The following is a 25967-nucleotide window of genomic DNA, read 5'->3' as shown; positions in this document are numbered from 1 at the left end:
ATTGAAACTCTAATCCGATTAACCTCACTAGATAAGACCAGTCATGAAAAAACCTTCACGCTTTATCAAAACCACGCTTTCTGCTGCAATGATTTCCGCTTTTGCTATTAGCGGTATGTTCGCCGCTGCGGGTGCAATGGCAGCAGGCACTTTAGACAAAATTAAATCGACTAGCTCTGCCACGATGGGTGTGAGAGAGTCTTCGGGCGCGCTGTCCTATACGATTGGTGACGGCAGATTTGCTGGTTATCACGTTGAAATCTGTCAGCGGGTATTAACTGAAATTAAAAATCAATTAGGTATTAATGTTCTAGAAATTAAATATTTACCAGTGACTTCACAAAATCGCATTCCTTTAGTTCAAAATGGCACCGTTGATATTGAGTGCGGCTCGACTACCAACAATGCGGCCCGTCAAAAAGATGTCTCTTTTGCGGTCACGACGTATGTTGAGGAAATTCGGATTGCGGTGAAGGCCAACTCAGGAATTACGTCTTTGAATCAACTTAATGGCAAGAAAGTTGCCACCACCACGGGTACAACTTCGGTGCAGTTGCTGCGCAAGCACGAAAAAGCCACAGGCGTTAATTTTGATGAAGTCTTTGGTAAAGACCATGCCGATAGTTTCTTATTGCTCGAGTCGGGTCGTGCCGATGCATTTGTGATGGATGGCTCGATTCTTGCGGGGAATATTGCTAATGCAAAAAATCCCAAAGATTTTAAAATTGTGGGTGAAGTCATTGCGGTTGAGCCAATCGCAATCATGATGCGTAAAGATGACCCCGCTTTTAAGAAAGCCGTAGACGACAGCCTCAAAAGGATGATGGCTGACGGATCATTAACCAGACTTTGGAATAAATGGTTCTTGCAGCCCATTCCACCTAAAAACGCCATGGTCGGTTTAGCTTTATCTGAAAGCACCAAACAGGCTTGGGCTAATCCTAATGACAAACCTGCTGAAGCCTATCAAAAGAAATAAGCATTTTCTCTTATAAGAGTTGGTAGTTTAAAAGTGGCAATGGATTGGGGTGTCTTTTGTAAAGACACCATTACAGGAGAGGCGGCCGATAACTGCCTCTCTTCTATTTTTCAACTTGGCAAAGACGCCGACCCAACCTATTTAGATTGGCTGCTTAAAGCCTGGGGCTGGACCTTATTAGTAGCAGCACTCAGTTTAGTCATTGCGCTCGTGTTGGGCACCCTCATGGGTACGCTCAGAACAATTCCAGCAAATGTGAAGGGAAGCAAATGGTTGGTGGGTTTTGCGACTGCTTGGGTGGAGGTATTTCGTAACATCCCAGTCTTGGTGCAAGTTTTTGTTTGGTACCACGTCGTGCCGAATATTTTCCCCGTTATGAAGGGCTTACCAGCCTATTGGTTAGTCTGTTTTGCTTTAGGGTTTTATAGCTCAGCACGCATGGCAGAGCAAGTGCGCGCGGGTATTCAGTCTTTATCTTCAGGTCAGCGTATGGCTGCCTTGGCTTTGGGGTTAAGTACCTACCAAAGTTATCGGTATGTGATTTTGCCAACTGCGTTTCGGATCATCATTCCACCACTCACCTCAGAGTGTATGAATTTAATCAAAAATACCTCAGTGGCCTTTGCGGTATCAGTACCCGAACTCACTTTATTTGCAATGCAAGCGCAAGAAGAAACTTCTCGTGGTGTCGAAATTTATTTGGCTGTGACTTTGCTCTATGCTTTTTCAGCTTTTGGTGTCAATCGGATTATGACCTTGATCGAAAAACGCGTCGCCATTCCGGGTACGCGTAGTAATTTGCTTACGAGTCATTAAAGATGCAAATAAAAATAAGCGTGTCCCATGCTTAATTTAGACCTCAGTATTTATAATTGGGAGCTCTTTTCAAGCTATATCTTGAAGGGGCTGCTCTTTAGTACACAGCTCACTGTTGTTGCTACCATTGGGGGTATTTTTTTTGGCACAATCTTAGCTTTGATGCGCTTAAGTGGTAAACCTGTTCTGGTTTATATCGCCACAATATATGTCAACACCATGCGTTCTATTCCACTAGTGATGGTGATCTTATGGTTTTATCTCTTAATTCCAATTTTAATCGGCACGCCTATTGGGGCTGATTTATCCGCCACCATTACCTTTATTGCTTTTGAGGCAGCGTTCTTTTGCGAAATTGTGCGGGCCGGTATTAAATCGGTTGGTACAGGACAAACCTTTGCTGCAGAGGCATTGGGAATGAATTATTCACAAACTATGAGCCTCATTGTCTTGCCACAAGCATTTCGAAACATGATTCCGATTTTTATGACTCAAACCATTGTGCTTTTTCAGGACACGTCTTTGGTATATGCCATTGGCGCTTATGATTTATTGAAAGGTTTTGATATTGTTGGCAAAAATTTTGGCCGTCCTATTGAAGCGTACTTATTAGCCGCAGTTACCTATTTCTTGATTTGCTTTTCACTGTCTAAATTTGCGCGTTGGGTTCAAAGTAAGGTTGCTATTATTAAATAAATTAACCAATAGAAATAGAGAAGCTTTTAATGATTGATTTTAAAAACGTTTCAAAGTGGTACGGCACTTTTCAGGTCTTAACAGACTGTACTACCTCGATTAAAAAAGGCGAGGTAGTGGTGATCTGTGGTCCATCGGGCTCGGGAAAGTCGACTCTAATTAAAACCATTAATGCACTTGAGCCATTTCAGGCAGGTGAAATAACGGTGAATGGGATTTCTTTACATGATCCTAAGGCCAATCTTCCACAACTTCGTTCAAAGGTTGGCATGGTATTTCAGAATTTTGAATTATTCCCACATTTAAATGTGACTGAAAACTTAACGTTGGCGCAAATGAAAGTTTTGGGCCGATCTGCAGCCGAAGCTAAAGCCCATGGCCTAAAATACCTTGAGCGCGTCGGCTTAATGGAGCAAAAAGATAAATTTCCTGGCCAGCTATCGGGCGGGCAACAACAGCGAGTGGCAATTGCGCGGGCCTTAACGATGGACCCCATCGTGATGTTGTTCGATGAGCCTACTTCAGCTTTAGATCCAGAGATGGTGGGTGAGGTGTTAGATGTGATGGTTAAGCTCGCTCAAGACGGTATGACCATGTGTTGTGTAACGCATGAAATGGGCTTCGCGCGCAAAGTAAGCCATCGGGTAATTTTTATGGATCAAGGGCGCATTGTTGAAGATTGTTCACGCGACGATTTCTTTAACCGACCTGAAGAGCGTTCGCAAAGAGCCAAAGACTTTTTGTCAAAAATTTTGGCGCACTAGCGCGGTCTGAGAGCCCACCAGGATTCATTAGGGCTTCCTAAATAGGCGCTTAGCAGACTTATTGTTTCTTTGCTGCCTGCGGACGCTTACCAATCGGCACTTGTAAATTCAGTTCTTTTCCTTTGCGTAATATTTTTAAGTTGGCCTGGTTACCTGGGCCGAGTTGGGCAATAACGTTTAGTAATGCAGTGACATCGGCAACAGAACGTTCATTGACAGCAATTAAAATATCGCCGGGCTTTACGCCACCACGATCTGCTGGACCACCTTCCAAAACACCCGATAATAAAACGCCTACAGTAGTGCTTGGTAAATTAAACGATTTAATTAATTCCTTTGAGAGGTTTTGGGGTTCGACCCCAATCCACCCACGAGTAACACTCCCGTTAGTGAGAATCGATTCCATGACCTGTTTTGCTAAGTTCACGGGAATGGCAAAACCGATTCCCATTGAACCACCACTTTGAGAGTAGATGGCAGTATTAATGCCGATTAAATGACCGCGAGTATCAACCAAGGCCCCACCCGAATTTCCAGGATTAATTGCCGCATCGGTTTGGATAAAATTTTCAAAGGTATTGATACCCAGATGATCGCGACCCAGGGCTGAAACAATGCCTGAGGTCACTGTTTGCCCAACGCCAAAGGGATTACCAATGGCTAAGACAATATCGCCAACATGGACTGACTCAATTTTTCCGAGGGTAATGGGTGGTGGCAATTGTTTTAAGTCGATCTTTAGTACCGCAATATCGGTATCGGGGTCGCTACCAATTACTTTAGCTTTGGTCTTTCTGCCGTCAGATAAGGCAATATCAATATCATCGGCTCCCGCAACCACATGGTGATTGGTGAGGATGACGCCTTCGGGGCTCACCAAAACACCCGAGCCTAAGCTGGTGCTTGGCTCATCTTCTGGCCCTTGTTCGCCAAAGAAAAATTGATACCATGGTTCATTGCGATGGGCATTATTTTTCCCATTTAAGCTTTTAGCCAGAGCCTTGCTGCTAAAAATATTGACTACTGCTGGCATCGAACGTTTAGCCGCTTCATAGTGCGAGCCGGGGCTAATGGAGTGTCCGTCATAACTAGCTTCTTTGAGGTTCACATTATCTACCAAGGAACTGATCTGCACGCCGGTTAGCCAACTGGGCTTTAGGGTAGCCACAATAAACCAAACGGCAAGCAAGACCGTAATTACTTGGGCAAATAAAAGCCAGAGGCGTTTAATCATGTCTCTCCAAAATAAGGCAGTATGCCGTTTATTTTTTCAAGCTATCGCGAATTTCGCGTAACAGGGTAATATCCTCTGGCTCTGGGGCAGGCTTAGCCGGAGCTTGCTCAGCGGCATCACTTAAGCGCACGCGATTTACCATTTTGACCATTTGAAAAATTACAAAGGCCAGCAAAAAGAAGTTAATGGAAATGGTAATGAAATTACCATAAGCAAACAGGGGCACGCCCGCTTTCTTCAGTGCTTCATAAGTACGGGGCACACCTTCGGGGGCTTGACCCAAAATAAAAAAGAGGTTAGTAAAGTCAATGCGGCCCCCAAGCAAGGTAGAGAGTAGGGGCATCACTAGATCATTGACCAATGAATCGACAATTTTGGCAAAAGCAGCGCCAATAATGACGCCCACCGCCAAGTCAATCACACTCCCTTTAACAGCAAATTCGCGAAACTCTTTTAAGACACCCATCTTTAATTCCTCTTCAATTGGCCCAAAGTTAAACGCATAAACCTCTTTTTACTTTAAAATAGGTGGTTTAAGCAATTTTTACCCATAAAATGCATTTTTCAAGGAATTGTGTAAATGAGTGACCAGCCTAGTACCGACACAGGTCGACGGAATTGGCTAATTGCCACCTCTGTCGTAGGGGGAATTGGAGGGGCAGTTGTGCTTGTGCCTTTTGTGACCAGTTTCCAGCCATCCGAGCGCGCCAAGGCCGCAGGAGCGCCTGTTGAGGTCGATATTAGTGGCATGAAGCCCGATGAGGTAAGAACCGTTGAATGGCGCGGTAAGCCGGTATGGGTGGTTAGGCGGACCCCAGAACAGGTCGCCGAATTGCCCAAAAATGATCCCGAGCTGGCTGACCCGAATTCCTTGCGCAATCAAGACACCCTAACCCCCCCATATGCGCGCAATCAGTATCGCTCGATCAAGCCAGAATATTTTGTGGCGGTCGGTATTTGTACCCATTTAGGCTGCTCACCATCAGCTAAATTTGAATCTGGAGCCCAACCCTCTTTGCCCAATAATTGGCCTGGTGGTTGGTTTTGCCCCTGCCATGGGTCCACTTTTGACTTTGCTGGTCGAGTTTATAAAAATAAACCTGCCCCCGACAATCTCGAAGTGCCACCCCATAAGTACTTAAGCGACACAATGATTTTAATTGGCGATGATGCAAAAGCCTAATTAGAAAGCTCAGGAGAAATACATGGCATTTCATGAAATAAAAGTTCCAGACAATGCGCCAATAACGCAAAAATTGCTGGCTTGGGTTGATTCACGTTTCCCTTTGTCGTCGACTATTAAAGCTCACCTTACTGGTTACTATGCCCCTAAAAATCTGAATTTTTGGTATGTCTTTGGCGCTCTCTCAATCGTCGTTTTAGCTAATCAAATCATTACCGGCATTTTCTTAACCATGAATTACAAACCCGATGCCGCTAAAGCATTCGAATCGGTTGAATACATCATGCGTGAGGTACCGTTTGGCTGGCTAATTCGTTATATGCACTCTACCGGCGCCTCGATGTTTTTCATCGTGGTGTATTTGCATATGTTTCGTGGCATGATTTACGGCTCTTATCGTAAACCTCGCGAACTCATTTGGATTTTTGGCACGGCCATCTTTTTATGCTTAATGGGCGAAGCCTTTTTTGGCTACCTCTTACCTTGGGGGCAAATGTCGTATTGGGGCGCACAAGTCATTGTGAATCTATTTTCAGCCATCCCTTTAATTGGCCCTGATTTATCACTTTGGTTACGGGGCGACTATGTAGTTGGCGATGCAACTTTAAATCGCTTTTTTGCTTTTCACGTTATTGCTATTCCACTTGTTTTAGTTGGTTTGGTTGCCGCACATATTGTGGCTTTGCACGAGGTTGGCTCGAATAATCCCGATGGGATAGAAATTAAAGACACTCTTGATGCTGATGGACATCCCGTTGATGGCGTACCTTTTCATCCCTTTTATACCGTACATGATGTAATGGCGCTGAGCATATTTTTAATTATTTTTGCGCTAATTATCTTTTTTGCGCCAGAGATGGGCGGATATTTTATTGAAGCAAATAATTTCATCCCCGCAAATCCATTTCAGACGCCTGCCCACATTGCGCCAGTCTGGTATTTCACGCCCTTTTATTCGATGTTGCGTGGCACTACTACTTCTTTCCTTATTCCCTTATGGATCTTTTTTGCGGTGATCTTAGGAATGTCCATGGTTCGTGCCAAGACCTTGATAATGAAAGCCCTCTGCGTCTTCATTTTGGCAGCACTAGCTGTTGGTTTTTACTTGCTAGATGCCAAGTTTTGGGGCGTGGTCATTATGGGCGGTTCAGTAGTAGTAATTTTCTTTCTCCCTTGGCTTGATCAATCTAAAGTGAAATCTATTCGGTATCGCCCCAATTTTCACAAATATATTTACGGTGTATTTGTAGTGAGTTTTATTATCTTGGGCTACTTGGGTATTCAGCCACCATCGCCTGTGTTTGAAAAGATTTCCCAGATTTGCACCATTTATTATTTGGGCTTTTTCTTGGCAATGCCTTTTTGGAGCCAGCTTGGTCAGTTCAAGCCTGTTCCAAGCCGCGTTACTTTCCAGCCCCATTGATGTGGACTACTAAGAAGAATTAGGAACTAGCATGCAAGCGATTCTGTCAATCTTTAACCATATTTGTCGAACTAGCGCAGTAATAGCGACCTGTGGCTTTTTATTCTTAGCCGAAGTAAATGCTAATGAAGCCGGCTTTCCTTTAGATGCTGCGCCTCAAAGAGTAAGCAATCATGCCTCGCTGCAAAACGGCGCAAAACTCTACGTTAACTATTGCGCTGGGTGTCATTCGGCTGAATCGGTTCGCTATAGCAGCTTACGTGATATTGGGCTAACTGATAAGCAAATTAAAGATAATTTAATTTTAAATGGCGCCAAAGTGGGCGATTTAATGACGATATCCATGTCAGCCAAAGACGCTAAAGAATGGTTTGGCAAAGCCCCTCCCGATTTATCGGTAGAAGCGCGTGCTCGTGGCGCCGATTGGATTTATACCTACCTACGCACTTTTTATAAAGATGACTCAACCCCAACGGGGTGGAATAATTTGGTCTACCCTAATGTTGGCATGCCGCATGCATTATGGCAATTGCAAGGCGAGCGCGGGGCAAAATTTGCTGAAGTCAAAGACCCGCATGACCCAAGTAGAATAGAAAAAAAGTTCATTGGTTTTGAGCAGATCACCCCCGGAACCATGAAGTCTGCAGAATACGACGATAATGTGGCAGACTTAGTCGCATTCATGTCATGGATGGCCGAACCTGTGCAGCTAGAGCGTAAACGTCTGGGTGTGTTGGTGGTGTTATTTCTGGCGCTCTTTGCTGTATTTGCATGGCGCCTGAATAAGGCCTATTGGAAAAACATTCACTAAGTTATTTTTTTAAGGATATTTGCATATGATGGTGTTGTACTCGGGCACAAACTGCCCATTCTCGCAACGCTGCCGCCTAGTGTTATTCGAAAAAGGCATGGATTTTGAGATTCGTGATGTTGATTTATTCAACAAACCCGAAGATATCTCAGTGATGAACCCCTACGCTCAAGTACCAATTTTGGTCGAGCGAGATTTGATTTTGTATGAATCCAATATCATCAATGAATATATCGACGAGCGTTTCCCACATCCCCAATTAATGCCACCCGATCCAGTTGCACGGGCTCGGGCTCGTTTATTCCTCTTTAATTTTGAAAAAGAACTCTTTATTCATGTCATTGGTTTAGAAAATGAAAAAGGCAAGGCCGCCGAAAAAGGACACGATAAAGCCCGCTTGGCAATTCGTGATCGCTTAACCCAGTTAGCCCCGATCTTTATCAAAAACAAGTACATGTTAGGCGATGAGTTTTCTATGCTTGATGTGGCTATTGCGCCGCTATTGTGGCGCCTTGAACACTATGGCATTGATTTATCGCGTAACGCTGCGCCTTTGCTGAAATATGCCGAACGTATTTTCAGTCGCCCAGCCTATATTGAGGCTTTAACCCCTTCCGAAAAAGTCATGCGTCGCTAAGCAGTATTAGACTCAGACCTAAACTAGGGGTTTTGTACCCGTCGAACACATGGCCGATCACACCCCTAGTACAAAACCCTATTTAATTCGCGCACTACATCAGTGGTGCAGCGATTTTGGTTTTACTCCATTTATTGCTGTTTTTGTAGATCAGCAGGTTGAAGTGCCAATGGAGTTTGTTAAAAATGATGAGATTGTTTTAAATCTTTCAACTGAAGCATGTCATGAATTACAGCTTGAAAATGACTCAATTAGTTTTCAAGCTCGCTTTAGTGGGGTTCCTAAAAAAGTTTTCGTGCCTATTTCACATGTCTTAGCAATTTATGCGCGTGAAAATGGCCAAGGCATGTCATTTCCTTTTGAGGCAAATCCGCCAGATGATAGTGCTGCAGAGTCCTTAAGAAAAAGTAAGCCAGCGACTGCTAGTAGGCCAGCCTTAAAAATTGTTAAGTAATATCTACTGAGTATGCATACGCCTATGCAACTACCACCATTATTAATAACTTCGGCAATTAGCATTGCTGATCAGCAACCCGTTATTAGTGATCCAGACGAACGTCTGCGACTTACTTTGGTTGCGATTGGTAAATGGCTGGAACTAGAACCTGAAATTCAAATGGTGATTTGCGACGGTTCTAATTTTGACTTATCTACCATCATGCGCACCCATTTCCCCCAAGCGAAAATTGAATGTCTCCATTTTCAAAATGATGCTGCGCTTGTTGCCAAGCTTGGCAAAGGTTATGGTGAAGGTGAAATCATTAACTATGCTTTAGATCATTCAAAGCATTTGCAGGCGGCCAGTTTTTTTATTAAATGTACTTCAAAAGTATGGATAAAAAACTTTTCTGCCTGCCTGCGGTATTGGAATGGTAGATTTATTTGCAATGCCGATTTTTCGAATGTCACGAAATTTAAGCCTTACACCTTAAATCATATTGATACACGTTTTTTTATCGTTGATAAAGCGTTTTATCGCGAAACTTTTGCGCAAGCCTATTTGCAGGTCAACGATCCTTTGCGGCAAACGATTGAGCAATGCTTCAAAAAAATCGTTTTAGAAAAAAAACTACAAGCATTTATATTGCCAATTTGGCCGGCTTTAGCTGGTTTTGCTGGCTCAACTGGTGAAGATTATGAACTGTCGCGTTTAGGCCTTTGGAAGGAAGATTTCAAGCGTATGGTGCTTCGTTGGCGCTCGCCCTTAGTGGCAAATAAGTAGTTTAAAATAGCTACATGCCCCATTAGCTCATCTGGTAGAGCAACTGATTTGTAATCAGTAGGTGGTCTGTTCGAGTCGGACATGGGGCACCACTTTTTTCGATTGAAAATTACAGCACATGGCTAGCGATTTTGAGACCATTACCGGCATTGGCATTCAATGCGCACAGGCCGGCAAAAACCAAGAGGCGCTTGACTGGTTTAGCAAGGGCATCGCTTTAAACCCAAAATCAGCTCATGCCCACCTCTATCTAGCAAATGCCTATAGTGCACTGGGAAATTATCCCGCTGCATTGAAAAGTTATAACAAAGCAATTGATTTAGATCCGCACTTTGTCGAGGCTTATAACAATCTCGGCTTACTTTTAATTCAGCAGCAAGATTATCGCAACGCATTAATTTATTTTGCGCAAGCGATTCGGGTTGACGCTCATTTTTCTGAAGCTTATCTCAACCAAGGCTTCGCTTTATTTGCCTTAGCTGAATATGATGCAGCTTTACAAAGCTATGAAAAAGCAGTGCACCTGCAACCAAATAATGCGCTTGCCTATAATAATTTAGGCAATACTTATAAGGCCTTAGAAAAACCGCTAGAGGCTTTGCAGTGTTACGAAAAAGCGCTGCAAATAAATCCTGGTCTTGCCGATCCTTGGTATAACCGCGGCATTTTATTGGGAGATATGGGTCAAGAGCAGGAAGGTGCTCTTAGTTGCGATAAGGCCTTGGCCATTAATCCAAACTTAGCGCGCGCAAAATGGGCGCGAACTTTTCTGCAAATTCCCCAAATTGAGGGTTTTGGAGCAAATCTCAAAATTGCACGCGAACAATTTACAGCTAGTTTGCATGCATTAGATGCTTGGTTTGCCGCACCTGAAAGTCACGCTACAGCCCCGCTTGGAGTTGGGGTCGGCCCTGATGTGGTAGGTAGCTTTCAGCCTTTTTATTTGGCTTATCAGGCGGAAAACAACCGTGAATTAATGAGCACCTATGGTCAGCTATGTCGTCGATTAATGGCTAATTGGGAGCAAAGCCAGGGATACCAAGCCCGGGAGTTTGCGGTTCGTGGACGTATTCGCTTGGGTATTGTGACCCATTACTTATGTGATCATCCCGTTTGGAATGCATTTTTAAGAGGTCTCGCTCATCATTTAAAGCGTAGCGAATTTGAATTAATTTTCTTTTATTTAGGCCAAGTGCACGATCAAGAAACGCAACTAGCACGCTCTTTGGCCACATCATTTATTGAGGGTAAGACGGCAGTAGCTGATTGGGCTGAAACGATCTTGGCCCAACAAGTAGAAGTCTTAATTTATCCCGACGTTGGCATGGATCAAATGACTACAAAGCTGGCCAGCTTACGATTGGCGCCGTTGCAGCTGGTGATGTGGGGGCATCCAGAAACCACCGGTTTGCCCACCATGGATTATTTTATTTCAGCACAGTGTTTTGAAAATGCAGCTTCGCCCAATAACTATTCTGAACAATTATTAGCCTTATCTAATTTAGGCTGTTGCTATGAGCGACTGAGCGTCAACCCAACCGAAGTGAACTTAGCGCACTTTGGCATCAATACAAAATTACCCATTTTGCTTTGTCCCGGCAGTATTTTTAAATATGCTGCGCAATTCGACTGGGTTTTGGTGGAAATTGCCCGTCGCTTAGGGCCCTGCCAGCTTGTATTTTTTGTGGCGAACAGCAAAGCCAATTTAACAGCACGCTTTGAGGCACGATTAACCCAAGCCTTTGCCAAGGAACAGCTAAAGTTAAGCGATTTCGTGGTCTTTGTGCCTTGGTTAGAACGCCCCGATTTTTTTAGTCTCATGCAGCAGGCTGATGTATTTTTAGATACGCTTGGGTTTTCAGGTTTCAATACCGCCATGCAAGCCATTGAGTGTGATTTACCGATCGTCACTCTAGCTGGAGAATTTATGCGTGGACGGCTCGCAGCAGGAATTTTACAGCGCATTAATTTACCTGAATTAATTACCCATTCAGCCGAAGAGTACATAGCGCTTGCTGTCCGTTTAGCGCAAGACTCAGTCTATCGCACTAACATCGTTGCGAAAATACAAGCAAATCGAGATATCTTATTCGATGATGTTTTACCGATACGCGAACTCGAAGCATTTTTAAGTGCGCACTGCCGTAGTTAATGATGCAAGTTAATGCGGCGGGTTTCGGGTAAATAAAAAATAGCAAGTAGCGCAGCGCTAGCTAAAAATACCGTAGGGTACCAAAGCCCAACTAAGGGGCTGGCCCAAGTTTGATTTAGCCAAGTCACAATTAATGGTAATAGACCACCAATCCAGCCAGCAGCAAAATTGTGTGGCAGGGTGGCAGCACTACTACGACGTTGTGCAGGAAAAAGTTCAGCCAATAAGGCCGATTGTGGACCAATGACCAATGCTAATGGCAGAGATAGCGCCACCAAAACCCAGATCAGCGCAACGCTATTTTGTGCTGCATTGCTAGCCAAGTGCCCCAACAGAGCAAAAGCAGGCAGAATGAAAAGTGTACCCAGAATAAGACCGGCAATCACAATTGGTTTTCGACCAAAGCGATCAGAAAGTGCGCCAGCAGTGATGGTCAAGGGGAATAAAGCGCAAGTGGCATAGATACTGAATGAATTAACTAATTGGGGATCTATTTTGAGGGCCGATTTTAAATAGATTGCGGTGTACACCTGCACACAAAAGAACAGTACTGAGCCACCCGCTGAAATACAAAAAAATAAGATGAACATATGCCGCCGGGTAGTTTGATCACGAAAATTATCCCGTAAAGGCGTTTTGCTAATTGCCTGTGCAGTATGAAGCGCAGTAAAAATCGGTGTTTCCTCTAAAGCGACGCGGGTCTTTAAGGCAATGATGAGCAGTAATAAGGAAACCCAAAAGGGCACGCGCCAACCCCATTCTTGAAATGCCTCGGGACTAAGCACAAATTGCAAATAGGCGATTTGCAAGGTTGAGGCCAATATGCCTAGCGGGCCCATTAACTGCAAAAAACTCGTTTGAAAGCCACGCTTTTCGAAGTTAGCATGTTCGGCTAAATACACTGCGCTACCGCCAATTTCTCCACCAGCCGATAAGCCCTGTAACAAGCGCAGAATAATTAATAACACTGGAGCGGCATAGCCAATTTGATTAAAGGTGGGTAAGAAGCCCACCGCTAAAGTTGATCCACCCATCAGTGTCATCGTGATCAAAAATACGGGGCGCCGACCAATGCGATCAGCCAAAGATCCAAAAAAAGCTGCACCAATAGGGCGAAACACCATGCCTACGCCAAACGTCGCTAGGCTCGCTAGCAGACTATTGGACGAAGTGCCATCTGCGCTACTAAATGGGAAGAATAAGGGGCCAAATTGAATTGCTAGCGCAGCAAAGCACAGAAAGTCATACCACTCTAAAAAGGTGCCAAAACAGGCCGCTACGGCAACTTTACGGTATTTCATAGAATTATTTTTTATATCTAAAGTATTGATTTTATTGAACATTTTGCCTATATGAGAATTATTTGTTGCAAAGCAGCAAATAATTCTTGATTTCTATTCGCTGCTCCATTAAAGTACTATGGTGCAGTGCAATATTAATGATGTATTTTTTAATCGCTTTTAATTTATAAATGGAAACCCACATGAACCAAGATCAAATTACCGCTAAATTGTCGCAAATTCAAAGCAAAGGCCTCGAGTCTACTTTTTCTTTAAGCGAAGCTGCTCTAGAAAACGCTGAGAAATTAGCTGCCCTGAACTATGCTGCCTCTAAAGAAGTTTTAGTCAATGCTCAAGATAGCTTCCAAGCTGTGCTGAGTGCCAAAGACCCAAAACAAGTAACTGAAATGATGAGTGTTGATGCCTTGCAAGAAGTAAGTGATCAAGCTTCCGATTATCAACGTAAAGTAACTCAGTTATTGCGTGATAGCAATAAAGAGTTTGTGAATGTAGTTGATGCCAGCATTGATGAAATTCAAGCGAGCGCGCAAGATTGGATGAATACCTTGGCCAGCAATGCACCTGCAGGATCAGACGTCTATATTTCTGCCTTCAAAACTTCATTCGGTAGCGTTTTACAAGGTTTTGAGCAGTTCCGTGCTGCAAGCAAAGAAGCCCTGGCTACAGTTGAAAAGAATGCTGACCAAGCAATGGATTCGGTTAAAGGTCAATTGAACCAAGTTAAAAAAGCAAGCACACCAGCTTCACGTGGACGTAAAGCAGCAAAATAATAGTCTAGTTTTAGAATTAAACAAACCCTGTTACTACGGTAACAGGGTTTTTTATTTATTCGTTCGCAAGGTCTGCCGAGTCAGCTGCTTCAATTAACATGGTATCAATTAATTTACTGGGCTTTACGCCTAAGGCACGTACCTTTTCAGCAGCACGAATTAAATTGCCTTTACCCGATTTAAGTTTACTAAAGGCATCGTGGTATGAGCTTTGTGCTTGCTCAAGCCGCTGACCTAATTTTTGTAAATCTTCTACAAAGCCAACAAATTTATCGTAGAGCGCGCCACACTGACGAGAAATTTCAAGCGCATTCCGATTTTGTTGATCTTGTCGCCATAAATGAGCCACCGTTCTTAAAGTCGCCATGAGAGTGCTGGGGCAAACTAAAACAATATTTTTAGACAAGGCCTCATCTTGTAAGTTGGGCGCAGCCTTCATGGCGGCAATAAAGGCGGGCTCAATAGGAATAAACATTAAAACAAAATCAATGGCACCTAAGCCATGCAGAGCACTATAGTTTTTACTAGAAAGTCCCTGCATATGTTGTCGAATCGATTGAATGTGTAAATTTAACTCGGGCTGGCCAATTTCTGGGGTAAGCGCTTCGGCATAACGTGCATAGGCTGTAATTGAAACCTTGCTATCAACCACGATATGACGGCCTTCAGGCAAGCGGATGACAACATCGGGCTGTAAACGGGAGCCATCAGCCTGCGTATGACTGTCTTGCACTAGATATTCTTCACCTTTGCGTAAACCAGAAGATTCTAGAATCGATTCAAGAACCAATTCTCCCCAGTTTCCTTGTGCCTTGGAGTCGCCTTTCAGGGCTTGAGTAAGCGAACGGGTTTCATCAGACATGCGTAAATTTAAATTAGAAAGCCGCTCAATTTCAGTTTTAAGTGCAAAACGTTCTCGCGCTTCGTTCTGATACGAGCTATTGACTTGCTCTTTGAATTCTGTAAGCTTGGTTTGTAGTGGCTTTAGTAAGGCATCTAAGCTGGTTGCATTTTGTTCTACAAAGCGTTTGCTTTTATCTTCCAAAATGTCATTAGCTAAATTTTTAAATTGCGCTGTCAGGGCTTCTTTCGCTTCATTGAGTGACTCGAGCCTTGCCTGTGCTTGACGGCGCTCTGCAGCTAATTCTGCTTCTAGTCGAATCGCATTTTGAATTGCCAGATCACGTTCATTGCGTAGGCTTTCAATCAAACCATTTTCGGTAAGGGTAAGGGTCTGCTGGTTTCTTAAGGTGGATTTAAGATTGAGTGCATAGACCAATAGGGCAGCGCACGAACCGACCAACAGGCCAAATAAAAGTAGGATAGAAAAATCCAGCGCCATGGTGATAGCTTACGCTAGCTGCGCTAGATTTAGGGCTTAATTAATTTTTGTAGTTCGCCACTTTCGTACATTTCTGTCAAAATATCTGAGCCGCCCACAAATTCACCGTTAATGTAGAGCTGGGGAATAGTGGGCCAATTGGCATATTGTTTAATGCCTTGGCGAATACCCTCATCATCAAATACATTCACTGTATGTAAGTGCTCGACACCACAGGCGCGGAGAATATTGACTGCATTGCCGGAAAAGCCACACTGAGGAAACTGCGCAGTGCCTTTCATGAATAACACTACCGGGTGGCTAGTAATAATTTCTTTAATTTGTGCTTGGGCGTCCATTTTGAATCCTTCATAAATTCTGTATTTGATTAATTAATTACCACTGAAGACTTTCCTCGATTTTAAGACCGAATGCAAATTAGGGTTATTCAGCTAATTTAGCTTGCGAGCACTAACTACCCGGGGATGTCCAGCTAGATCGGTATACGATTTCACCGCTTGTAGCCCAGCCCGGTTCATCATCTGCAGGACTGAGCTCAGTTGATCATGGCCATGCTCCACTGCAATGAAGCCCTGCGGCCGCAAAAATAGGGGCGCGCCTGCAATAATTGTGCGCAGACAACTTAGTCCATCTATTCCATCGCTTAGGGCGGCTAAGGGCTCAAAACGTAAATCACCCTGCTGTAAATGCTGGTCTTTTGCATGAATATACGGCGGATTACTCAGAATGAGGTCAAAAGTCCCAGTAAATAGGGGTTGCGGTAAAGCGTGATACCAATCGCCCTCAATCAATTCGATGTGTTGATCAAGATTTAAATGTACCGCATTGAATTTGGCTACGCGAAGGGCCTCGGCGGAAAGATCTGTTGCCACAATGCGGGGCTGACTTATAGCCTCCTGAGGTTCGTCAAAGGCTGCGGCAATGGCTAGGGCAATGGCGCCAGAACCTGTGCCGAGATCGAGTATATGGCGAGCAGCAGCTGGGTTTTGCTGTTTTAGCCGAGCCATTTCCTGCAGGGCAAGATCAACCAATAATTCTGTTTCAGGGCGGGGTATTAATACGGCCGAATTCACCGCTAGTTCAATTTGATGAAAAGGCCGTTTGCCAATAAGATAGGCAATGGGCTCGCCGTTCATGCGTCTGGCTTCTAGGGCTTGCCAGTCAGTGAGGAAAGGGCCAGAAAGGGGCATCTCATCACGGCTAATTAAGGCTGACTTCGGCAGCTGAAAATAGTGCGCGAATAAATGCGCCAATAAAGTGCGGGCCTCGGCAGCCGGCAAATCAGTTTTACTCAATACCGAACGAATGGTGGCCATGAGGTGAATTAAGGGGTTGTGGCGACTTAAGTATCGCCAAGGGCAGCTAAAAGTTCAGCCTGATGTTCGGCCGCTAGCGCATTCATCAGATCACCTAAATCACCATCCATCATGGCTTCAATTTTGTATAAGGTGAGATTAATACGGTGGTCGGTAATGCGTCCTTGTGGAAAGTTATAAGTCCGAATTCGATCGCTACGATCGCCTGAACCAATTAGCGATTTACGGGTTTGCGCTTCCTGTTGATGGTGTTCACGGTGGCGGGCATCCATAATGCGTGCAACCAGTACTTTCATGGCCTGATCTTTATTGCGGTGCTGGCTTCGATCGTCTTGGCACTCCACCACAATGCCAGTCGGAAGATGAGTAATACGCACGGCTGAATCGGTTTTATTAATATGCTGTCCCCCCGCACCAGAGGCACGAAAGGTATCGATGCGTAAGTCAGCCGGATTGATTTTTACCGCCTCAATTTCATCGGCCTCAGGCATGACCGCAACCGTACAAGCGGACGTATGAATCCGTCCTTGAGTTTCTGTTTGTGGCACGCGTTGCACCCGGTGTCCACCCGATTCAAATTTCATGCGCGCATAGACCGATTGACCAATTAAGCGCAAGACTACTTCTTTGTAACCCCCTAAAGCAGATTCAGCAGCACTCACGATTTCCACTTTCCAACCTTGTCGCTCAGCGAAACGGGTATACATCCGTAATAAATCATTGGCAAATAGCGCACTTTCATCGCCGCCAGTTCCAGCACGAATTTCTAGAAAGACATTGCGTTCATCATTTTCATCTTTGGGCAAAAGCAAGGTTTGTAAGCTAGCTTCAAGCTCAAGCATTTGATTGCTAGCTTGTTTTTGCTCTTCATCGGCAAAATTTTTCATTTCAGGGTCGCTCCGCATCTCTTCAGCAGCCGCTAAATTTGCTTCGGCTTGGCGATAAAAGCCAAATTGCTCAACCACAGTAGCAATTTCTGCATGTTCTCGTGTCAACCTGCGATACGAGTCCATATCCTTGGTTGACTCTGATGAAGTTAAGAGAGAGTTAAGCTCAGCCAAACGGGTATCAAGATGCACCAGCTTGGCCCGCATGCTGGGTTTCATTTAATGCTCTGGCTTGGCGGGTTTGGAAGCGCTAATAGGGTCTGAAGAATGATCGGTGCCATGGACACCAGTTTGCGCAATAAATAGCTTGGGTAAGAGTTTAATTAAGGCATCCCGTTCTGCGCCATTAGCATGCTGTAAGGCGTGTAAGGAACCATGTAGAAATTTATTGGTTAAGCCTTGTGCCATGAGATTTAAAACCTCAAGTGGATCATCGCCGCGCATTAAGCGCTTCATCGCTCGCTCTAGCTCAATTTGCCGGAGATGCTCGCCGCGCTGCTGAATATCTTGGATTAAAGGCACGGCATCACGGCCTTGTAGCCAATGCATAAAATTACCCACTCGATCAGTAATGATCGCTTCAGCTTGATCAACCGCCGCCAAGCGGAGCGAGGCGCCCGTTTGAATCATTGCACCAAGGTCATCAACGGTATATAAATAGATATCGTTTAAGCGCGTAATTTCTGGTTCAAAATCACGTGGCACTGCCAAATCAATCATCACCATTGGCTTCCGTCGACGGAGTTTGAGCGCACTTTCGACCATTCCCAAACCAATAATCGGCAGGGTGCTAGCGGTGCTGGAAACAATAATGTCAAATTCATGCAGCCGACTCGGTAACTCAGAGAGACGTAAGGTTTCTGCTGGAATGCCCTGAGCAGAAATCGCATCGGCTAACTCTTGACCACGCTCAAGAGTGCGATTAGCAACGGCAGCAAGAGCCGGTTGACGAGCCACAAAATGGGTGGCGCAAAGTGAAATCATTTCCCCTGCGCCAATAAATAAAATTTTCTGCTCAGCTAGTTTTTCAAAAATACGTTCGGCCAAACGAACTGAGGCTGCAGCCATTGAAATGGAATGTGCACCAATTTCGGTTGAGCCGCGCACTTCTTTGGCAACTGCAAAGGTTTTTTGAAACAGTTGATTAAGATAGGTGCCTAGGGTGCCAGCTTCATTAGCTGTGCGTACAGCGTCTTTCATTTGCCCCAAAATTTGGGTTTCCCCAATCACCATTGAATCCAGCCCGCACGCTACCCGAAAAGCATGCCTTACAGCATCTGATTGTGGCAATGAATAGAGGTGGGGTTCTAAAGTACTGGGCGCCAATTTTTGGCTTTTAGCCAGCCAATCGAATGTAGCCGCGTGCAATAAAACTTCAGACTTAGCATCATTCGCAGCGCAGTACAACTCGGTACGGTTACAAGTCGATAAAATGGTTGCTTCGGGCAGGTGAGTGCTATTTACGCTGCTAAGGTGCGAGCGTAAATCATGCAGCGCATCTTGGAGAGATTCAGGATCAAAAGCCACCTTTTCCCGAACTGCCACTGGCGCTGTGTGATGATTGATGCCTAGTGTCAGCAGCTTCATGCTGGTGATTATAGATATGATGGCGTTGTTAATGGGGATAGTGATGGGGTTTTTAGCTTTTCTGTTGCTTGGGGGTGCTGTAGGCTGGTCAGCCTGGTACTTTTATCCTGCACGAAAAACGCCCTCGAATAGGGGGGGAGGGCGCATAAAAGGCATTATTGGCGCGATCGGCGCAGGTTTTATTGGGGCCTGGGGAGGTTCATTTTTGGCCTTAATGGGAGCCCTTGTAAAGCCAGGTCAAATGCTCGAATGGTTCATTGCCATTTTGGCCGCTTGGATGGTGGCGGCAATTTACACCAGTTTTACCCGCTAGCCCAGCTAATTTCGGCTTTCCCTAATTTCTGCAGCCATTGGTTACTTTGTATAAAGTGCCGGCAACTACCGGTATTACCGGCTTCTAAAAAAGGTTTTTTAGTTTTATAAACCCCCAAGCCTGAGGGGTGAGAGGCTTGCAAAATCAAGGGCTGTATGCCCGTTTCAGAGCGCTCAATGAGCGGTAATTTAGCTTGCGCATGCCCTCCCCACAAAAGCCAGACTAAGTTGGGGCGTTGCCTTGCTAGCTGGAGAATAAGGTGATCAATCAGGCTGCCCCAACCCAAATGGGTATGGCTAGTTGGTTTACCCAGACGCACACTTAAAGCCGTATTGAGAAGCAGCACACCTTGTTTAGCCCAATGACTAAGGTCACCATGTTTGAGTAAACCAAGCCCTTCAAGAGCCAGCGCTTTACTAATATTACGTAAGGAGCTGGGAAACTGTTTGGAACGAATGGCAATATCTGCAGGAATTGAGAAGGCTAGTCCTTGGGCTAAGCCAGGGGAGTGATAAGGGTCTTGACCGAGAATGACCACTTTTACTTGATCTACCGCAGTCAGTTCAAGCGCTTTAAAAAAAAATTCAGGCGGCGGACAAATGGCTTGGGGATACAACCTAATTTCGGCTTGCAGGCGAGACTGTAACTCATGCCAAGCCGCTGACTGCAAATAATCCCGCAATAATTCACGCCACGACAAAGGTATCGCGTCAGTTAAATTTCTCATTGCTCGGCAGCAATTGGTATTGAGCGATAGGCTCGAGTATTTTTAATTGCAGCCGAGTCTCGTGTTCCAGGTCTTGACGGAAGTAGCGGATCCGAATGCGTTCACCAAGTTTGAGTTGATTCAGTACGCTATTCCAGCGCGCAACAGTGACACGCTGCTCATTAATGCTAATGAGTAAATCGTGTGGAGCTAGTCCTGCTATTTGGGCAAAGCCAGAATCAAATACATGGGTAATTTTGAGCCAGCCTTGTGCCTCAATAAAACGAAAGCCAAAATCGAGCTTAAGTTGCTCAATATGAGCAAGGGTTTTGAGTTTGACACGAATAATTTGGGGGTCAAACCATTCTTCTAAAGGAATATCTTCGGTACCGTTGATATAGCGCGCTTTAAAATCTTTCCAAGGTTTAGCAAATTCTGGCCCCAAGAGCACTAACATAATTGCATCTAGTCCTTCTTCAGGAAGGCCTTTTTGAGTGCGGCCATGCCATTTCCAAAGTAGGCGCATGGCATCATCTAATGATTTACGTTGCTGCGAAAAGTGGCGGATAAGCAAATCAAGACCCAAGGCGAGCATTGCGCCTTTAGCGTAATAACTGACTACGGCATTAGAGGTATTTTCATCGCTTTGATAAAATTTTGTCCAAGCGTCAAAAGAGCTGTCGGCTAGACTTTGCTTGTGCCGTCCTGAGCCGCGTAACACACTATTCCAGTTATTTGCCACACACTCTAAATAGGTTTTAAGCGTCATGCGCTTACTGCGAAATAAGAGTAAGTCATCGTAATAACTCGTAAAGCCTTCGAAGAGCCAGAGCAAGCGCGTATGCGTGCGCTGATCGAGCCGATACGGTTGAAATACTTTTGCTTGGATACGCTTAACCAGCCAAGCATGAAAATACTCATGACTACATAAGCCCAAAAATTCGCGGTAGGCAGATTCATCAAGCACAGCATTAATTTGGGGAATTTGCTCACGTCGACATAACAAGGCCGAGCTATTGCGATGTTCAAGCCCACCGTAGCCAGCAAGTACTGCGTTCACCAAAAACGTGTAATTGGTGAACGGGGGCTTTTGGGTTTTAGGCTCAAAGAAATGAATTGCAGTAGTGCAGATAGCTTGTAGGTCATTGCCAAGGCGCTTGGCATCAATTGCTAGTCGGCAGCCCTGAATGGCCATAGTGTGCCTTACACCACCTGAGCGCCAGTGGACTAGCTGAAATTGGCCTAAGGCAACGGGATGATCTAATAAATCATCATAGTTTCGAGCCAAATAAAAACCAAATCCCTGTGTATCTACTTTGGCGCTCGTTAAAGTGGTTTGTACCTGCCACTCATTTGCTTGCTTGAGATTGTGTTGCGGAGGCACTAGGATGAGCGAACAAGGTAAATCAGTTTGACCGTTTACTGCCAAGCAGAGACTGCTTGCATTAAAAAACCCCCGCTCCTGATCTAAGTAAGCAGTACGTACTGAGGGATCAAAGGCGTAAATGGTGGCATTCACTTCTACTGCTCCATCTACTGGGGGTAATTGCCAACGATCATTATCAAGTCGAGTTAATTTCAGTGGCTTAAGCTTAGATCCAATGCGAGCAAAAGCGGTTAGCGTTTCGATTTGTTTACTAAAATCGCGGATTAAATAGCTACCTGGAATCCAGGCGGGCATTTGCAAAATTTGCCCATCGGCATGGGGTTTGAGAATGCATAAATTGACTTGAAAGCGATGCCCGACTAAATCAGCAGGCCAAATGGTGTATTGAATTACAAAGGGTTCATCGGCATTTAAAGTCGGGGATAGAGTTGAGGTCGACATGGTTGCGCAGAGTTGACTTATTTTAAGGAGGCTAATTTTTTCTCTATATCACTTACTTGGGCTGCACCAGGAATACGACTACCGTCGGTAAAAAATAGTGTCGGTGTGCCGGTAACCGAATAGGTTTTTGCCAATGCTTGGTTTTTTTCAATTGGCGTCGCACAATCTGCTTTACCCGTTGGTGCAATACCGTTAATCATCCAGTCGTGCCAAGTTTTCAAGGGATCGGTCGAGCACCAAATTTGTTTTGATTTTTGGGCCGAGTCAGGTGAGAGAATGGGTACTAGGTAGGTATAGATGGTGATGTTATCAAGGGGTTGCAGGGCTTTCTCAAGACGCTTACAGTAGCCACAATTAGGGTCGGCAAAAATCGCTAATTGCCTACTGCCATTGCCCCGCACATCCTTTAAGGCATTGCTCGGTAAAAGATCGGCCCAGCGAATGCGGTTTAAATCGGACTGCCGTATTTCAGTTAAATTTTTACCGCTGACTAAGTCAATCAAATTACCCTGAATCAAGTATTTTGCGTTGGCATCGGTATAGACAATTTCATTACCCACCTGAACTTCATAGATACCGCTTACTGGGCTCGGGATCACCCCTTTCACATTGGCAGAGGTGCCCAATTTTTTTTGTAATTCAGTTTTAATTGTGCGTTCGACGTTACCTGGAGTGATAACGACACTTGGGGTTGCACTAACTACTGGCGCAGGCGCCTTAACGGGAGTACTTTGCGCGTTTACTTGGGAAATTGATAGCAAGAGCAATAGAGGATAAAAAAAAGTAGCTAGAAATTGTGAAGTAATAATTCTATTCAAAATGATTTTCTCCTAATGCCTGATGAATTAAACGGCGTTTCAATAAATGGCTCTGATTAACTAAACCAAGGCCCCAATTCCGTAAGCCCTGCTCGAAAGTGCTTTGCGCAGCAAATAATTTTTTTAGGCGATCGGTAACCCAAAGTAGGGCACTAGTATCGCCCTGACGCTCGCGTTCATAGCGACGCAACAACACGCGGTCATTTATTTGGCGAAAAGACTCCCTTTTTTCTAGTACCCGTAAGACGGTTGCCACATCGCGTAAGCCTAGGTTAAGTCCCTGCCCTGCTAAGGGGTGCATCACATGGGCGGCATCGCCGACTAAAATAACTTGGGGATTATGCGCAGGTCCAATGAGTTGCTTGGCCCGAATTTTACTTAAAGGGAAGGCTGCCGGTGCAGAATTGAGACGCAGGTTTCCTAGGGTGGCATGCACCGCGCCCTGAGCTAATTCAGCAAAGCGCACCTGCCATTCACCCTCATTGAACTTTAACAAGGTATTGGCATTTTCAGGCGAGGTAGACCATACCATGGACACTTGCTGATCAGGTAGCGGCAACATGGCCAGAATGTCGCCATCGCTTAGAAACCATTGATAGGCGGTTTCTAGGTGAGGCAATTCGCAGAACCAATTTGCCACTACAGCGCTTTGTTGGTAATTATTCTGCTCGACAGTAATGCCAGCAAATTCGCGGATGTTCGAGCGGGCACCGTCTGCGCCAATTACCAGTTTGGCCCGAATTTCCACTTGATTATCGAGGGTCAATTTAGCTTCGGTCTCTGTAAATGCAAGTTCGGTGACGGTAGCATCGAGCCGTTCAAGTTTGTTTTGAAAACGGCTAGCCTGGTCTAAGGTTTGCTCAATTAAGTTTGCCTCACCGATCCAAGCGAGTTGCGCTGTACCAGCTTCAAAGGCTGAAAAATGCAATTGATCTTGGGGGCCATTGCGATCACCAAAGATACGCATATCCCGCACGACTTGAAAACGGCTTAAATCAAGCGCGTCCCATACTTGGATTTTTTTCAGGAGGGCTTGGGAGCTGGAAGAAAAGGCATAAATTCGTTGACTCCATTGGCCTGCTGCTGGGGTGGTGCTGAGTTGAGAGAGAGTGGGTGCAATGTGCACAGTAGAGAGCCCCAACTGGGCCAATCCAAGGGCGCTTACTTTACCGATCAGCCCAGCACCAACCACTGCAATATCAAATTGACGTGGTTTAAAAGAGGGCGGTAATGAGCTCATGTACTGATGATAGCGAAAAAGCCCCTTTACAATAGCCCTATGTCTTTAAAATGTGGCATCGTCGGCCTGCCTAATGTCGGCAAATCAACCTTATTTAATGCCCTTACCAAAGCTGGTATTGCGGCAGAGAATTATCCTTTTTGCACTATCGAGCCCAATGTGGGCATTGTGGAGGTGCCCGATACCCGCTTACAAGGCTTGGCAGCAATAGTTGTACCAGAACGCATTCTGCCGGCAGTGGTGGAATTTGTGGATATTGCCGGTCTCGTTGCTGGGGCCTCAAAAGGCGAGGGCTTGGGCAATCAATTTCTAGCAAATATTCGCGAAACCGATGCCATTACCCATGTCGTGCGTTGTTTTGACGATGCCAATGTGGTTCACGTGGCGGGCAAGATCGATCCGATTTCCGATATCGAGGTGATCGATACCGAATTAGCCTTGTCCGACTTGGCAACGGTAGAAAAGGTCCTTAATCGCTCAAGTAAAGCTGCAAAATCTGGCAATGATAAAGAGGCGGCTGCTTTAGTGGCAGTTTTGACTAAAGTGCAGGCGCAACTCGATTTGGCTAAACCAGTGCGTAGCTTGGCATTCAGCGATGATGAAAAGGTCCTTTTAAAACCCTTATGTTTGATTACCGCTAAGCCAACGATGTATGTTGCTAACGTGAAGGAAAATGGCTTTGAAAATAATCCTTATTTAGATGCCGTTAAAAATCATGCCGCTAAAGAGGGCGCGCCAGTAGTGGCAGTTTGCGCAGCAATCGAGGCTGAAATTGCCGATTTAGATGAAGCAGATAAAACTGAATTTTTGACTGATTTAGGGATGACTGAGCCAGGTTTAGATCGAGTTATTCGTGCCGCCTATTCTTTACTGGGTTTGCAAACCTACTTCACTGCAGGCGTGAAAGAGGTGCGCGCTTGGACAATTGCTGTGGGTGCCACAGCCCCACAAGCGGCAGGTGTCATTCATACGGATTTTGAGCGCGGCTTTATTCGTGCCCAAACAATTTCATTTACCGATTTTATTCAATACAAAGGCGAAGCTGGTGCAAAAGAGGCCGGTAAAATGCGCGCAGAAGGTAAGGAGTATGTCGTCAAAGATGGTGATGTATTGAATTTTTTGTTTAACGTTTAAGCAAAGATTTGGCTTAGCGCAAGCCCAGGCTCGGGCGCTCGCATAAAAGCCTCGCCAACCAGAAACGCGTTCACTCGATTGGCTCTCATCAGCTCTACATCACAGCGCTGTAAAATTCCCGACTCGGTCACAATGCGCTTGTCGCTAGGAATTTGAGGTAGTAAATCGAGTGTAGTTTGCAACGACACATTAAATGTTTTTAAGTTGCGATTATTAATTCCTAGCAAGGGCGTTTTTAGTTGTAAAGCTAAATCGAGCTCTTCTCTGTTATGTACTTCAACTAAGACATCGAGGCCCAAAGCGAGGGCGCAAGCTTCTAAATCTTGCATTTGCTTGAGATCAAGCGCAGCCACAATTAGTAAAATAGCATCCGCACCCATTGCTCTTGCTTCATAGACTTGATAAACGTCAATGGTGAAATCTTTACGTAAGACTGGCAGCTTACAGGCAGCTCGTGCCGCCTCAAGATAAGCAGAACAACCCTGAAAATAATTCACATCAGTTAATACTGATAAACAAGCGGCGCCATGTTCTGCATACGATTTGGCAATAGCACTGGGGTCAAAATTTTCGCGCAGTACGCCTTTACTTGGGCTAGCTTTTTTTATTTCAGCAATGACAGCAGAACCTTCAGTCAAAATTGAGCGTTCAATTGCTTGAGCAAATCCGCGGGGTTGAAAGTCGGAATTACTTTGCTGGCGTTCGACTTGAGAGCGCAATTGGGCAAACGCAACAAGCGCTTGCGCAGCAAGGACTTCTTGGCGTTTGGTGGCCACAATCGTAGTGAGAATATCGCTCATAATAAATT

General features: G+C 45.0%; 27 protein-coding genes and 1 tRNA gene. 15 read left to right on the top strand and 13 right to left on the bottom strand.

What is annotated here, in order from left to right; genetic code table 11:
• Window positions 1-64: 64 nt before the first annotated feature.
• From LZT21_RS01200 to LZT21_RS01185, 4 genes are read left to right on the top strand one after another with little or no spacing between them, the layout of a single operon-like run.
• Window positions 65-979: an amino acid ABC transporter substrate-binding protein gene (locus LZT21_RS01200; RefSeq protein ID WP_370634768.1), complete on the top strand. Its 915-nt coding sequence runs from the start codon at window positions 65-67 to the stop codon at window positions 977-979.
• A gap of 33 nt (window positions 980-1012) precedes the next feature.
• Window positions 1013-1795, top strand: coding sequence for an amino acid ABC transporter permease (locus LZT21_RS01195; RefSeq protein WP_233923231.1), 783 nt, complete (start codon window positions 1013-1015; stop codon window positions 1793-1795).
• A 27-nt stretch (window positions 1796-1822) separates the two neighbouring features.
• Window positions 1823-2491: an amino acid ABC transporter permease gene (locus LZT21_RS01190; RefSeq protein WP_233989114.1), complete on the top strand. Its 669-nt coding sequence runs from the start codon at window positions 1823-1825 to the stop codon at window positions 2489-2491.
• Between the two features lie 29 nt (window positions 2492-2520).
• Complete coding sequence (locus LZT21_RS01185; protein ID WP_233989113.1) at window positions 2521-3255, top strand: amino acid ABC transporter ATP-binding protein; 735 nt, start codon at window positions 2521-2523, stop codon at window positions 3253-3255.
• A 58-nt stretch (window positions 3256-3313) separates the two neighbouring features.
• Here the strand turns inward: LZT21_RS01185 and LZT21_RS01180 are convergent, their stop codons facing one another.
• Complete coding sequence (locus LZT21_RS01180) at window positions 3314-4489, bottom strand: trypsin-like peptidase domain-containing protein (RefSeq protein ID WP_233989112.1); 1176 nt, start codon at window positions 4487-4489, stop codon at window positions 3314-3316.
• A 28-nt stretch (window positions 4490-4517) separates the two neighbouring features.
• Entirely contained in the window at window positions 4518-4955 is a 438-nt protein-coding gene (gene mscL / locus LZT21_RS01175; protein ID WP_233923227.1) for a large conductance mechanosensitive channel protein MscL, read from the bottom strand.
• A gap of 114 nt (window positions 4956-5069) precedes the next feature.
• Here mscL and petA point away from each other — a divergent pair, with 114 nt between their 5' ends.
• The 8 genes from petA to LZT21_RS01135 all read left to right on the top strand — a co-directional run bounded on the left by petA (window position 5070) and on the right by LZT21_RS01135 (window position 11917).
• On the top strand, window positions 5070-5672 hold the full coding sequence (gene petA, locus LZT21_RS01170) for a ubiquinol-cytochrome c reductase iron-sulfur subunit (RefSeq protein ID WP_233923226.1): 603 nt from the start codon (window positions 5070-5072) through the stop codon (window positions 5670-5672).
• A 22-nt stretch (window positions 5673-5694) separates the two neighbouring features.
• Window positions 5695-7095: a cytochrome bc complex cytochrome b subunit gene (locus tag LZT21_RS01165; RefSeq protein WP_233923225.1), complete on the top strand. Its 1401-nt coding sequence runs from the start codon at window positions 5695-5697 to the stop codon at window positions 7093-7095.
• A 31-nt stretch (window positions 7096-7126) separates the two neighbouring features.
• Complete coding sequence (locus LZT21_RS01160; RefSeq protein WP_233989111.1) at window positions 7127-7906, top strand: cytochrome c1; 780 nt, start codon at window positions 7127-7129, stop codon at window positions 7904-7906.
• A gap of 25 nt (window positions 7907-7931) precedes the next feature.
• Window positions 7932-8543: a glutathione S-transferase N-terminal domain-containing protein gene (locus LZT21_RS01155; RefSeq protein ID WP_233923223.1), complete on the top strand. Its 612-nt coding sequence runs from the start codon at window positions 7932-7934 to the stop codon at window positions 8541-8543.
• A 49-nt stretch (window positions 8544-8592) separates the two neighbouring features.
• Window positions 8593-8997: a ClpXP protease specificity-enhancing factor gene (locus LZT21_RS01150; protein ID WP_233923222.1), complete on the top strand. Its 405-nt coding sequence runs from the start codon at window positions 8593-8595 to the stop codon at window positions 8995-8997.
• Window positions 8998-9021: 24 nt separating this feature from the next.
• Window positions 9022-9765, top strand: coding sequence for a hypothetical protein (locus LZT21_RS01145; protein WP_233923221.1), 744 nt, complete (start codon window positions 9022-9024; stop codon window positions 9763-9765).
• A gap of 16 nt (window positions 9766-9781) precedes the next feature.
• A tRNA-Thr gene (locus LZT21_RS01140) sits at window positions 9782-9857 on the top strand.
• A gap of 26 nt (window positions 9858-9883) precedes the next feature.
• Window positions 9884-11917, top strand: a complete 2034-nt coding sequence (locus LZT21_RS01135) for a glycosyltransferase family 41 protein (protein ID WP_233989110.1) — start codon at window positions 9884-9886, stop codon at window positions 11915-11917.
• On the opposite strand, the gene LZT21_RS01130 is transcribed toward LZT21_RS01135, so the two are convergent.
• A complete protein-coding gene (locus LZT21_RS01130; RefSeq protein WP_233923219.1) occupies window positions 11914-13218 on the bottom strand; it encodes an MFS transporter in 1305 nt (434 codons plus the stop codon). The two genes, LZT21_RS01135 and LZT21_RS01130, sit on opposite strands and share 4 nt — an antisense overlap.
• Before the next feature lie 182 nt (window positions 13219-13400).
• On the opposite strand from LZT21_RS01130, the gene LZT21_RS01125 reads away from it, so the two are divergent.
• Window positions 13401-13988 carry a phasin family protein gene (locus tag LZT21_RS01125; RefSeq protein WP_233923218.1) on the top strand — a complete coding sequence of 196 codons (588 nt, stop codon included), beginning with the start codon at window positions 13401-13403 and terminating at the stop codon, window positions 13986-13988.
• A gap of 55 nt (window positions 13989-14043) precedes the next feature.
• On the opposite strand, the gene LZT21_RS01120 is transcribed toward LZT21_RS01125, so the two are convergent.
• The 5 genes from LZT21_RS01120 to hemA form a co-directional block, all read right to left on the bottom strand.
• Complete coding sequence (locus LZT21_RS01120; protein ID WP_233989109.1) at window positions 14044-15330, bottom strand: DNA recombination protein RmuC; 1287 nt, start codon at window positions 15328-15330, stop codon at window positions 14044-14046.
• 29 nt (window positions 15331-15359) lie between these two features.
• Window positions 15360-15668: a Grx4 family monothiol glutaredoxin gene (grxD, locus tag LZT21_RS01115; protein ID WP_233923216.1), complete on the bottom strand. Its 309-nt coding sequence runs from the start codon at window positions 15666-15668 to the stop codon at window positions 15360-15362.
• A 93-nt stretch (window positions 15669-15761) separates the two neighbouring features.
• Window positions 15762-16646, bottom strand: coding sequence for a peptide chain release factor N(5)-glutamine methyltransferase (gene prmC, locus LZT21_RS01110; protein WP_233989108.1), 885 nt, complete (start codon window positions 16644-16646; stop codon window positions 15762-15764).
• A 26-nt stretch (window positions 16647-16672) separates the two neighbouring features.
• Entirely contained in the window at window positions 16673-17752 is a 1080-nt protein-coding gene (gene prfA, locus LZT21_RS01105; RefSeq protein ID WP_233923214.1) for a peptide chain release factor 1, read from the bottom strand.
• A complete protein-coding gene (gene hemA, locus LZT21_RS01100; protein WP_233923213.1) occupies window positions 17753-19120 on the bottom strand; it encodes a glutamyl-tRNA reductase in 1368 nt (455 codons plus the stop codon). It abuts the gene before it with no gap.
• On the opposite strand from hemA, the gene LZT21_RS01095 reads away from it, so the two are divergent.
• Complete coding sequence (locus LZT21_RS01095) at window positions 19119-19433, top strand: hypothetical protein (RefSeq protein WP_233934870.1); 315 nt, start codon at window positions 19119-19121, stop codon at window positions 19431-19433. The two genes, hemA and LZT21_RS01095, sit on opposite strands and share 2 nt — an antisense overlap.
• Here the strand turns inward: LZT21_RS01095 and LZT21_RS01090 are convergent.
• From LZT21_RS01090 to LZT21_RS01075, 4 genes are read right to left on the bottom strand one after another with little or no spacing between them, the layout of a single operon-like run.
• The gene (locus LZT21_RS01090) at window positions 19423-20160 is read right to left on the bottom strand and encodes a uracil-DNA glycosylase (protein ID WP_233989107.1); all 738 of its coding nucleotides are present in this window, start codon (window positions 20158-20160) and stop codon (window positions 19423-19425) included. The two genes, LZT21_RS01095 and LZT21_RS01090, sit on opposite strands and share 11 nt — an antisense overlap.
• Window positions 20144-21967 carry a M61 family metallopeptidase gene (locus tag LZT21_RS01085; RefSeq protein ID WP_233989106.1) on the bottom strand — a complete coding sequence of 608 codons (1824 nt, stop codon included), beginning with the start codon at window positions 21965-21967 and terminating at the stop codon, window positions 20144-20146. The genes LZT21_RS01090 and LZT21_RS01085 overlap by 17 nt, the downstream gene beginning before the upstream one ends.
• Before the next feature lie 17 nt (window positions 21968-21984).
• Window positions 21985-22785: a DsbC family protein gene (locus LZT21_RS01080; RefSeq protein ID WP_233923209.1), complete on the bottom strand. Its 801-nt coding sequence runs from the start codon at window positions 22783-22785 to the stop codon at window positions 21985-21987.
• Window positions 22778-24025 (bottom strand): FAD-dependent monooxygenase, encoded by a 1248-nt coding sequence (locus LZT21_RS01075; protein ID WP_233923208.1) that lies wholly within the window; start codon window positions 24023-24025, stop codon window positions 22778-22780. Before LZT21_RS01075 ends, LZT21_RS01080 begins: the two co-directional genes overlap by 8 nt.
• 39 nt (window positions 24026-24064) lie before the next feature.
• On the opposite strand from LZT21_RS01075, the gene ychF reads away from it, so the two are divergent.
• Complete coding sequence (gene ychF, locus LZT21_RS01070) at window positions 24065-25159, top strand: redox-regulated ATPase YchF (RefSeq protein ID WP_233989105.1); 1095 nt, start codon at window positions 24065-24067, stop codon at window positions 25157-25159.
• Here ychF and trpC read toward each other — a convergent pair.
• Window positions 25156-25959 (bottom strand): indole-3-glycerol phosphate synthase TrpC, encoded by an 804-nt coding sequence (gene trpC / locus LZT21_RS01065; protein ID WP_233923206.1) that lies wholly within the window; start codon window positions 25957-25959, stop codon window positions 25156-25158. The genes ychF and trpC overlap by 4 nt on opposite strands.
• Window positions 25960-25967: the final 8 nt, after the last annotated feature.

This window comes from Polynucleobacter sp. IMCC 30228 (assembly GCF_021395205.1).
GTDB lineage: Bacteria > Pseudomonadota > Gammaproteobacteria > Burkholderiales > Burkholderiaceae > Polynucleobacter.
Note: the sequence above shows the minus strand (reverse complement) of the source record. Positions and strands in the feature narration are given on the sequence as shown.

Bases quoted from the DNA above. Each gene is read 5' to 3' on its own strand.
- LZT21_RS01185 (WP_233989113.1), top strand. From the start codon at position 2,521: ATGATTGATTTTAAAAACGTTTCAAAGTGGTACGGCACTTTTCAGGTC.
- LZT21_RS01145 (WP_233923221.1), top strand. From the start codon at position 9,022: ATGCAACTACCACCATTATTAATAACTTCGGCAATTAGCATTGCTGAT.
- LZT21_RS01180 (WP_233989112.1), bottom strand. From the start codon at position 4,489: ATGATTAAACGCCTCTGGCTTTTATTTGCCCAAGTAATTACGGTCTTG.
- petA (WP_233923226.1), top strand. From the start codon at position 5,070: ATGAGTGACCAGCCTAGTACCGACACAGGTCGACGGAATTGGCTAATT.
- LZT21_RS01135 (WP_233989110.1), top strand. From the start codon at position 9,884: ATGGCTAGCGATTTTGAGACCATTACCGGCATTGGCATTCAATGCGCA.
- LZT21_RS01190 (WP_233989114.1), top strand. From the start codon at position 1,823: ATGCTTAATTTAGACCTCAGTATTTATAATTGGGAGCTCTTTTCAAGC.
- grxD (WP_233923216.1), bottom strand. From the start codon at position 15,668: ATGGACGCCCAAGCACAAATTAAAGAAATTATTACTAGCCACCCGGTA.
- prmC (WP_233989108.1), bottom strand. From the start codon at position 16,646: ATGGCCACCATTCGTTCGGTATTGAGTAAAACTGATTTGCCGGCTGCC.
- LZT21_RS01085 (WP_233989106.1), bottom strand. From the start codon at position 21,967: ATGTCGACCTCAACTCTATCCCCGACTTTAAATGCCGATGAACCCTTT.
- trpC (WP_233923206.1), bottom strand. From the start codon at position 25,959: ATGAGCGATATTCTCACTACGATTGTGGCCACCAAACGCCAAGAAGTC.
- LZT21_RS01130 (WP_233923219.1), bottom strand. From the start codon at position 13,218: ATGAAATACCGTAAAGTTGCCGTAGCGGCCTGTTTTGGCACCTTTTTA.
- LZT21_RS01165 (WP_233923225.1), top strand. From the start codon at position 5,695: ATGGCATTTCATGAAATAAAAGTTCCAGACAATGCGCCAATAACGCAA.
- hemA (WP_233923213.1), bottom strand. From the start codon at position 19,120: ATGAAGCTGCTGACACTAGGCATCAATCATCACACAGCGCCAGTGGCA.
- LZT21_RS01160 (WP_233989111.1), top strand. From the start codon at position 7,127: ATGCAAGCGATTCTGTCAATCTTTAACCATATTTGTCGAACTAGCGCA.
- LZT21_RS01155 (WP_233923223.1), top strand. From the start codon at position 7,932: ATGATGGTGTTGTACTCGGGCACAAACTGCCCATTCTCGCAACGCTGC.
- prfA (WP_233923214.1), bottom strand. From the start codon at position 17,752: ATGAAACCCAGCATGCGGGCCAAGCTGGTGCATCTTGATACCCGTTTG.
- ychF (WP_233989105.1), top strand. From the start codon at position 24,065: ATGTCTTTAAAATGTGGCATCGTCGGCCTGCCTAATGTCGGCAAATCA.
- LZT21_RS01090 (WP_233989107.1), bottom strand. From the start codon at position 20,160: ATGAGAAATTTAACTGACGCGATACCTTTGTCGTGGCGTGAATTATTG.
- LZT21_RS01095 (WP_233934870.1), top strand. From the start codon at position 19,119: ATGCTGGTGATTATAGATATGATGGCGTTGTTAATGGGGATAGTGATG.
- LZT21_RS01150 (WP_233923222.1), top strand. From the start codon at position 8,593: ATGGCCGATCACACCCCTAGTACAAAACCCTATTTAATTCGCGCACTA.
- LZT21_RS01120 (WP_233989109.1), bottom strand. From the start codon at position 15,330: ATGGCGCTGGATTTTTCTATCCTACTTTTATTTGGCCTGTTGGTCGGT.
- LZT21_RS01075 (WP_233923208.1), bottom strand. From the start codon at position 24,025: ATGAGCTCATTACCGCCCTCTTTTAAACCACGTCAATTTGATATTGCA.
- mscL (WP_233923227.1), bottom strand. From the start codon at position 4,955: ATGGGTGTCTTAAAAGAGTTTCGCGAATTTGCTGTTAAAGGGAGTGTG.
- LZT21_RS01125 (WP_233923218.1), top strand. From the start codon at position 13,401: ATGAACCAAGATCAAATTACCGCTAAATTGTCGCAAATTCAAAGCAAA.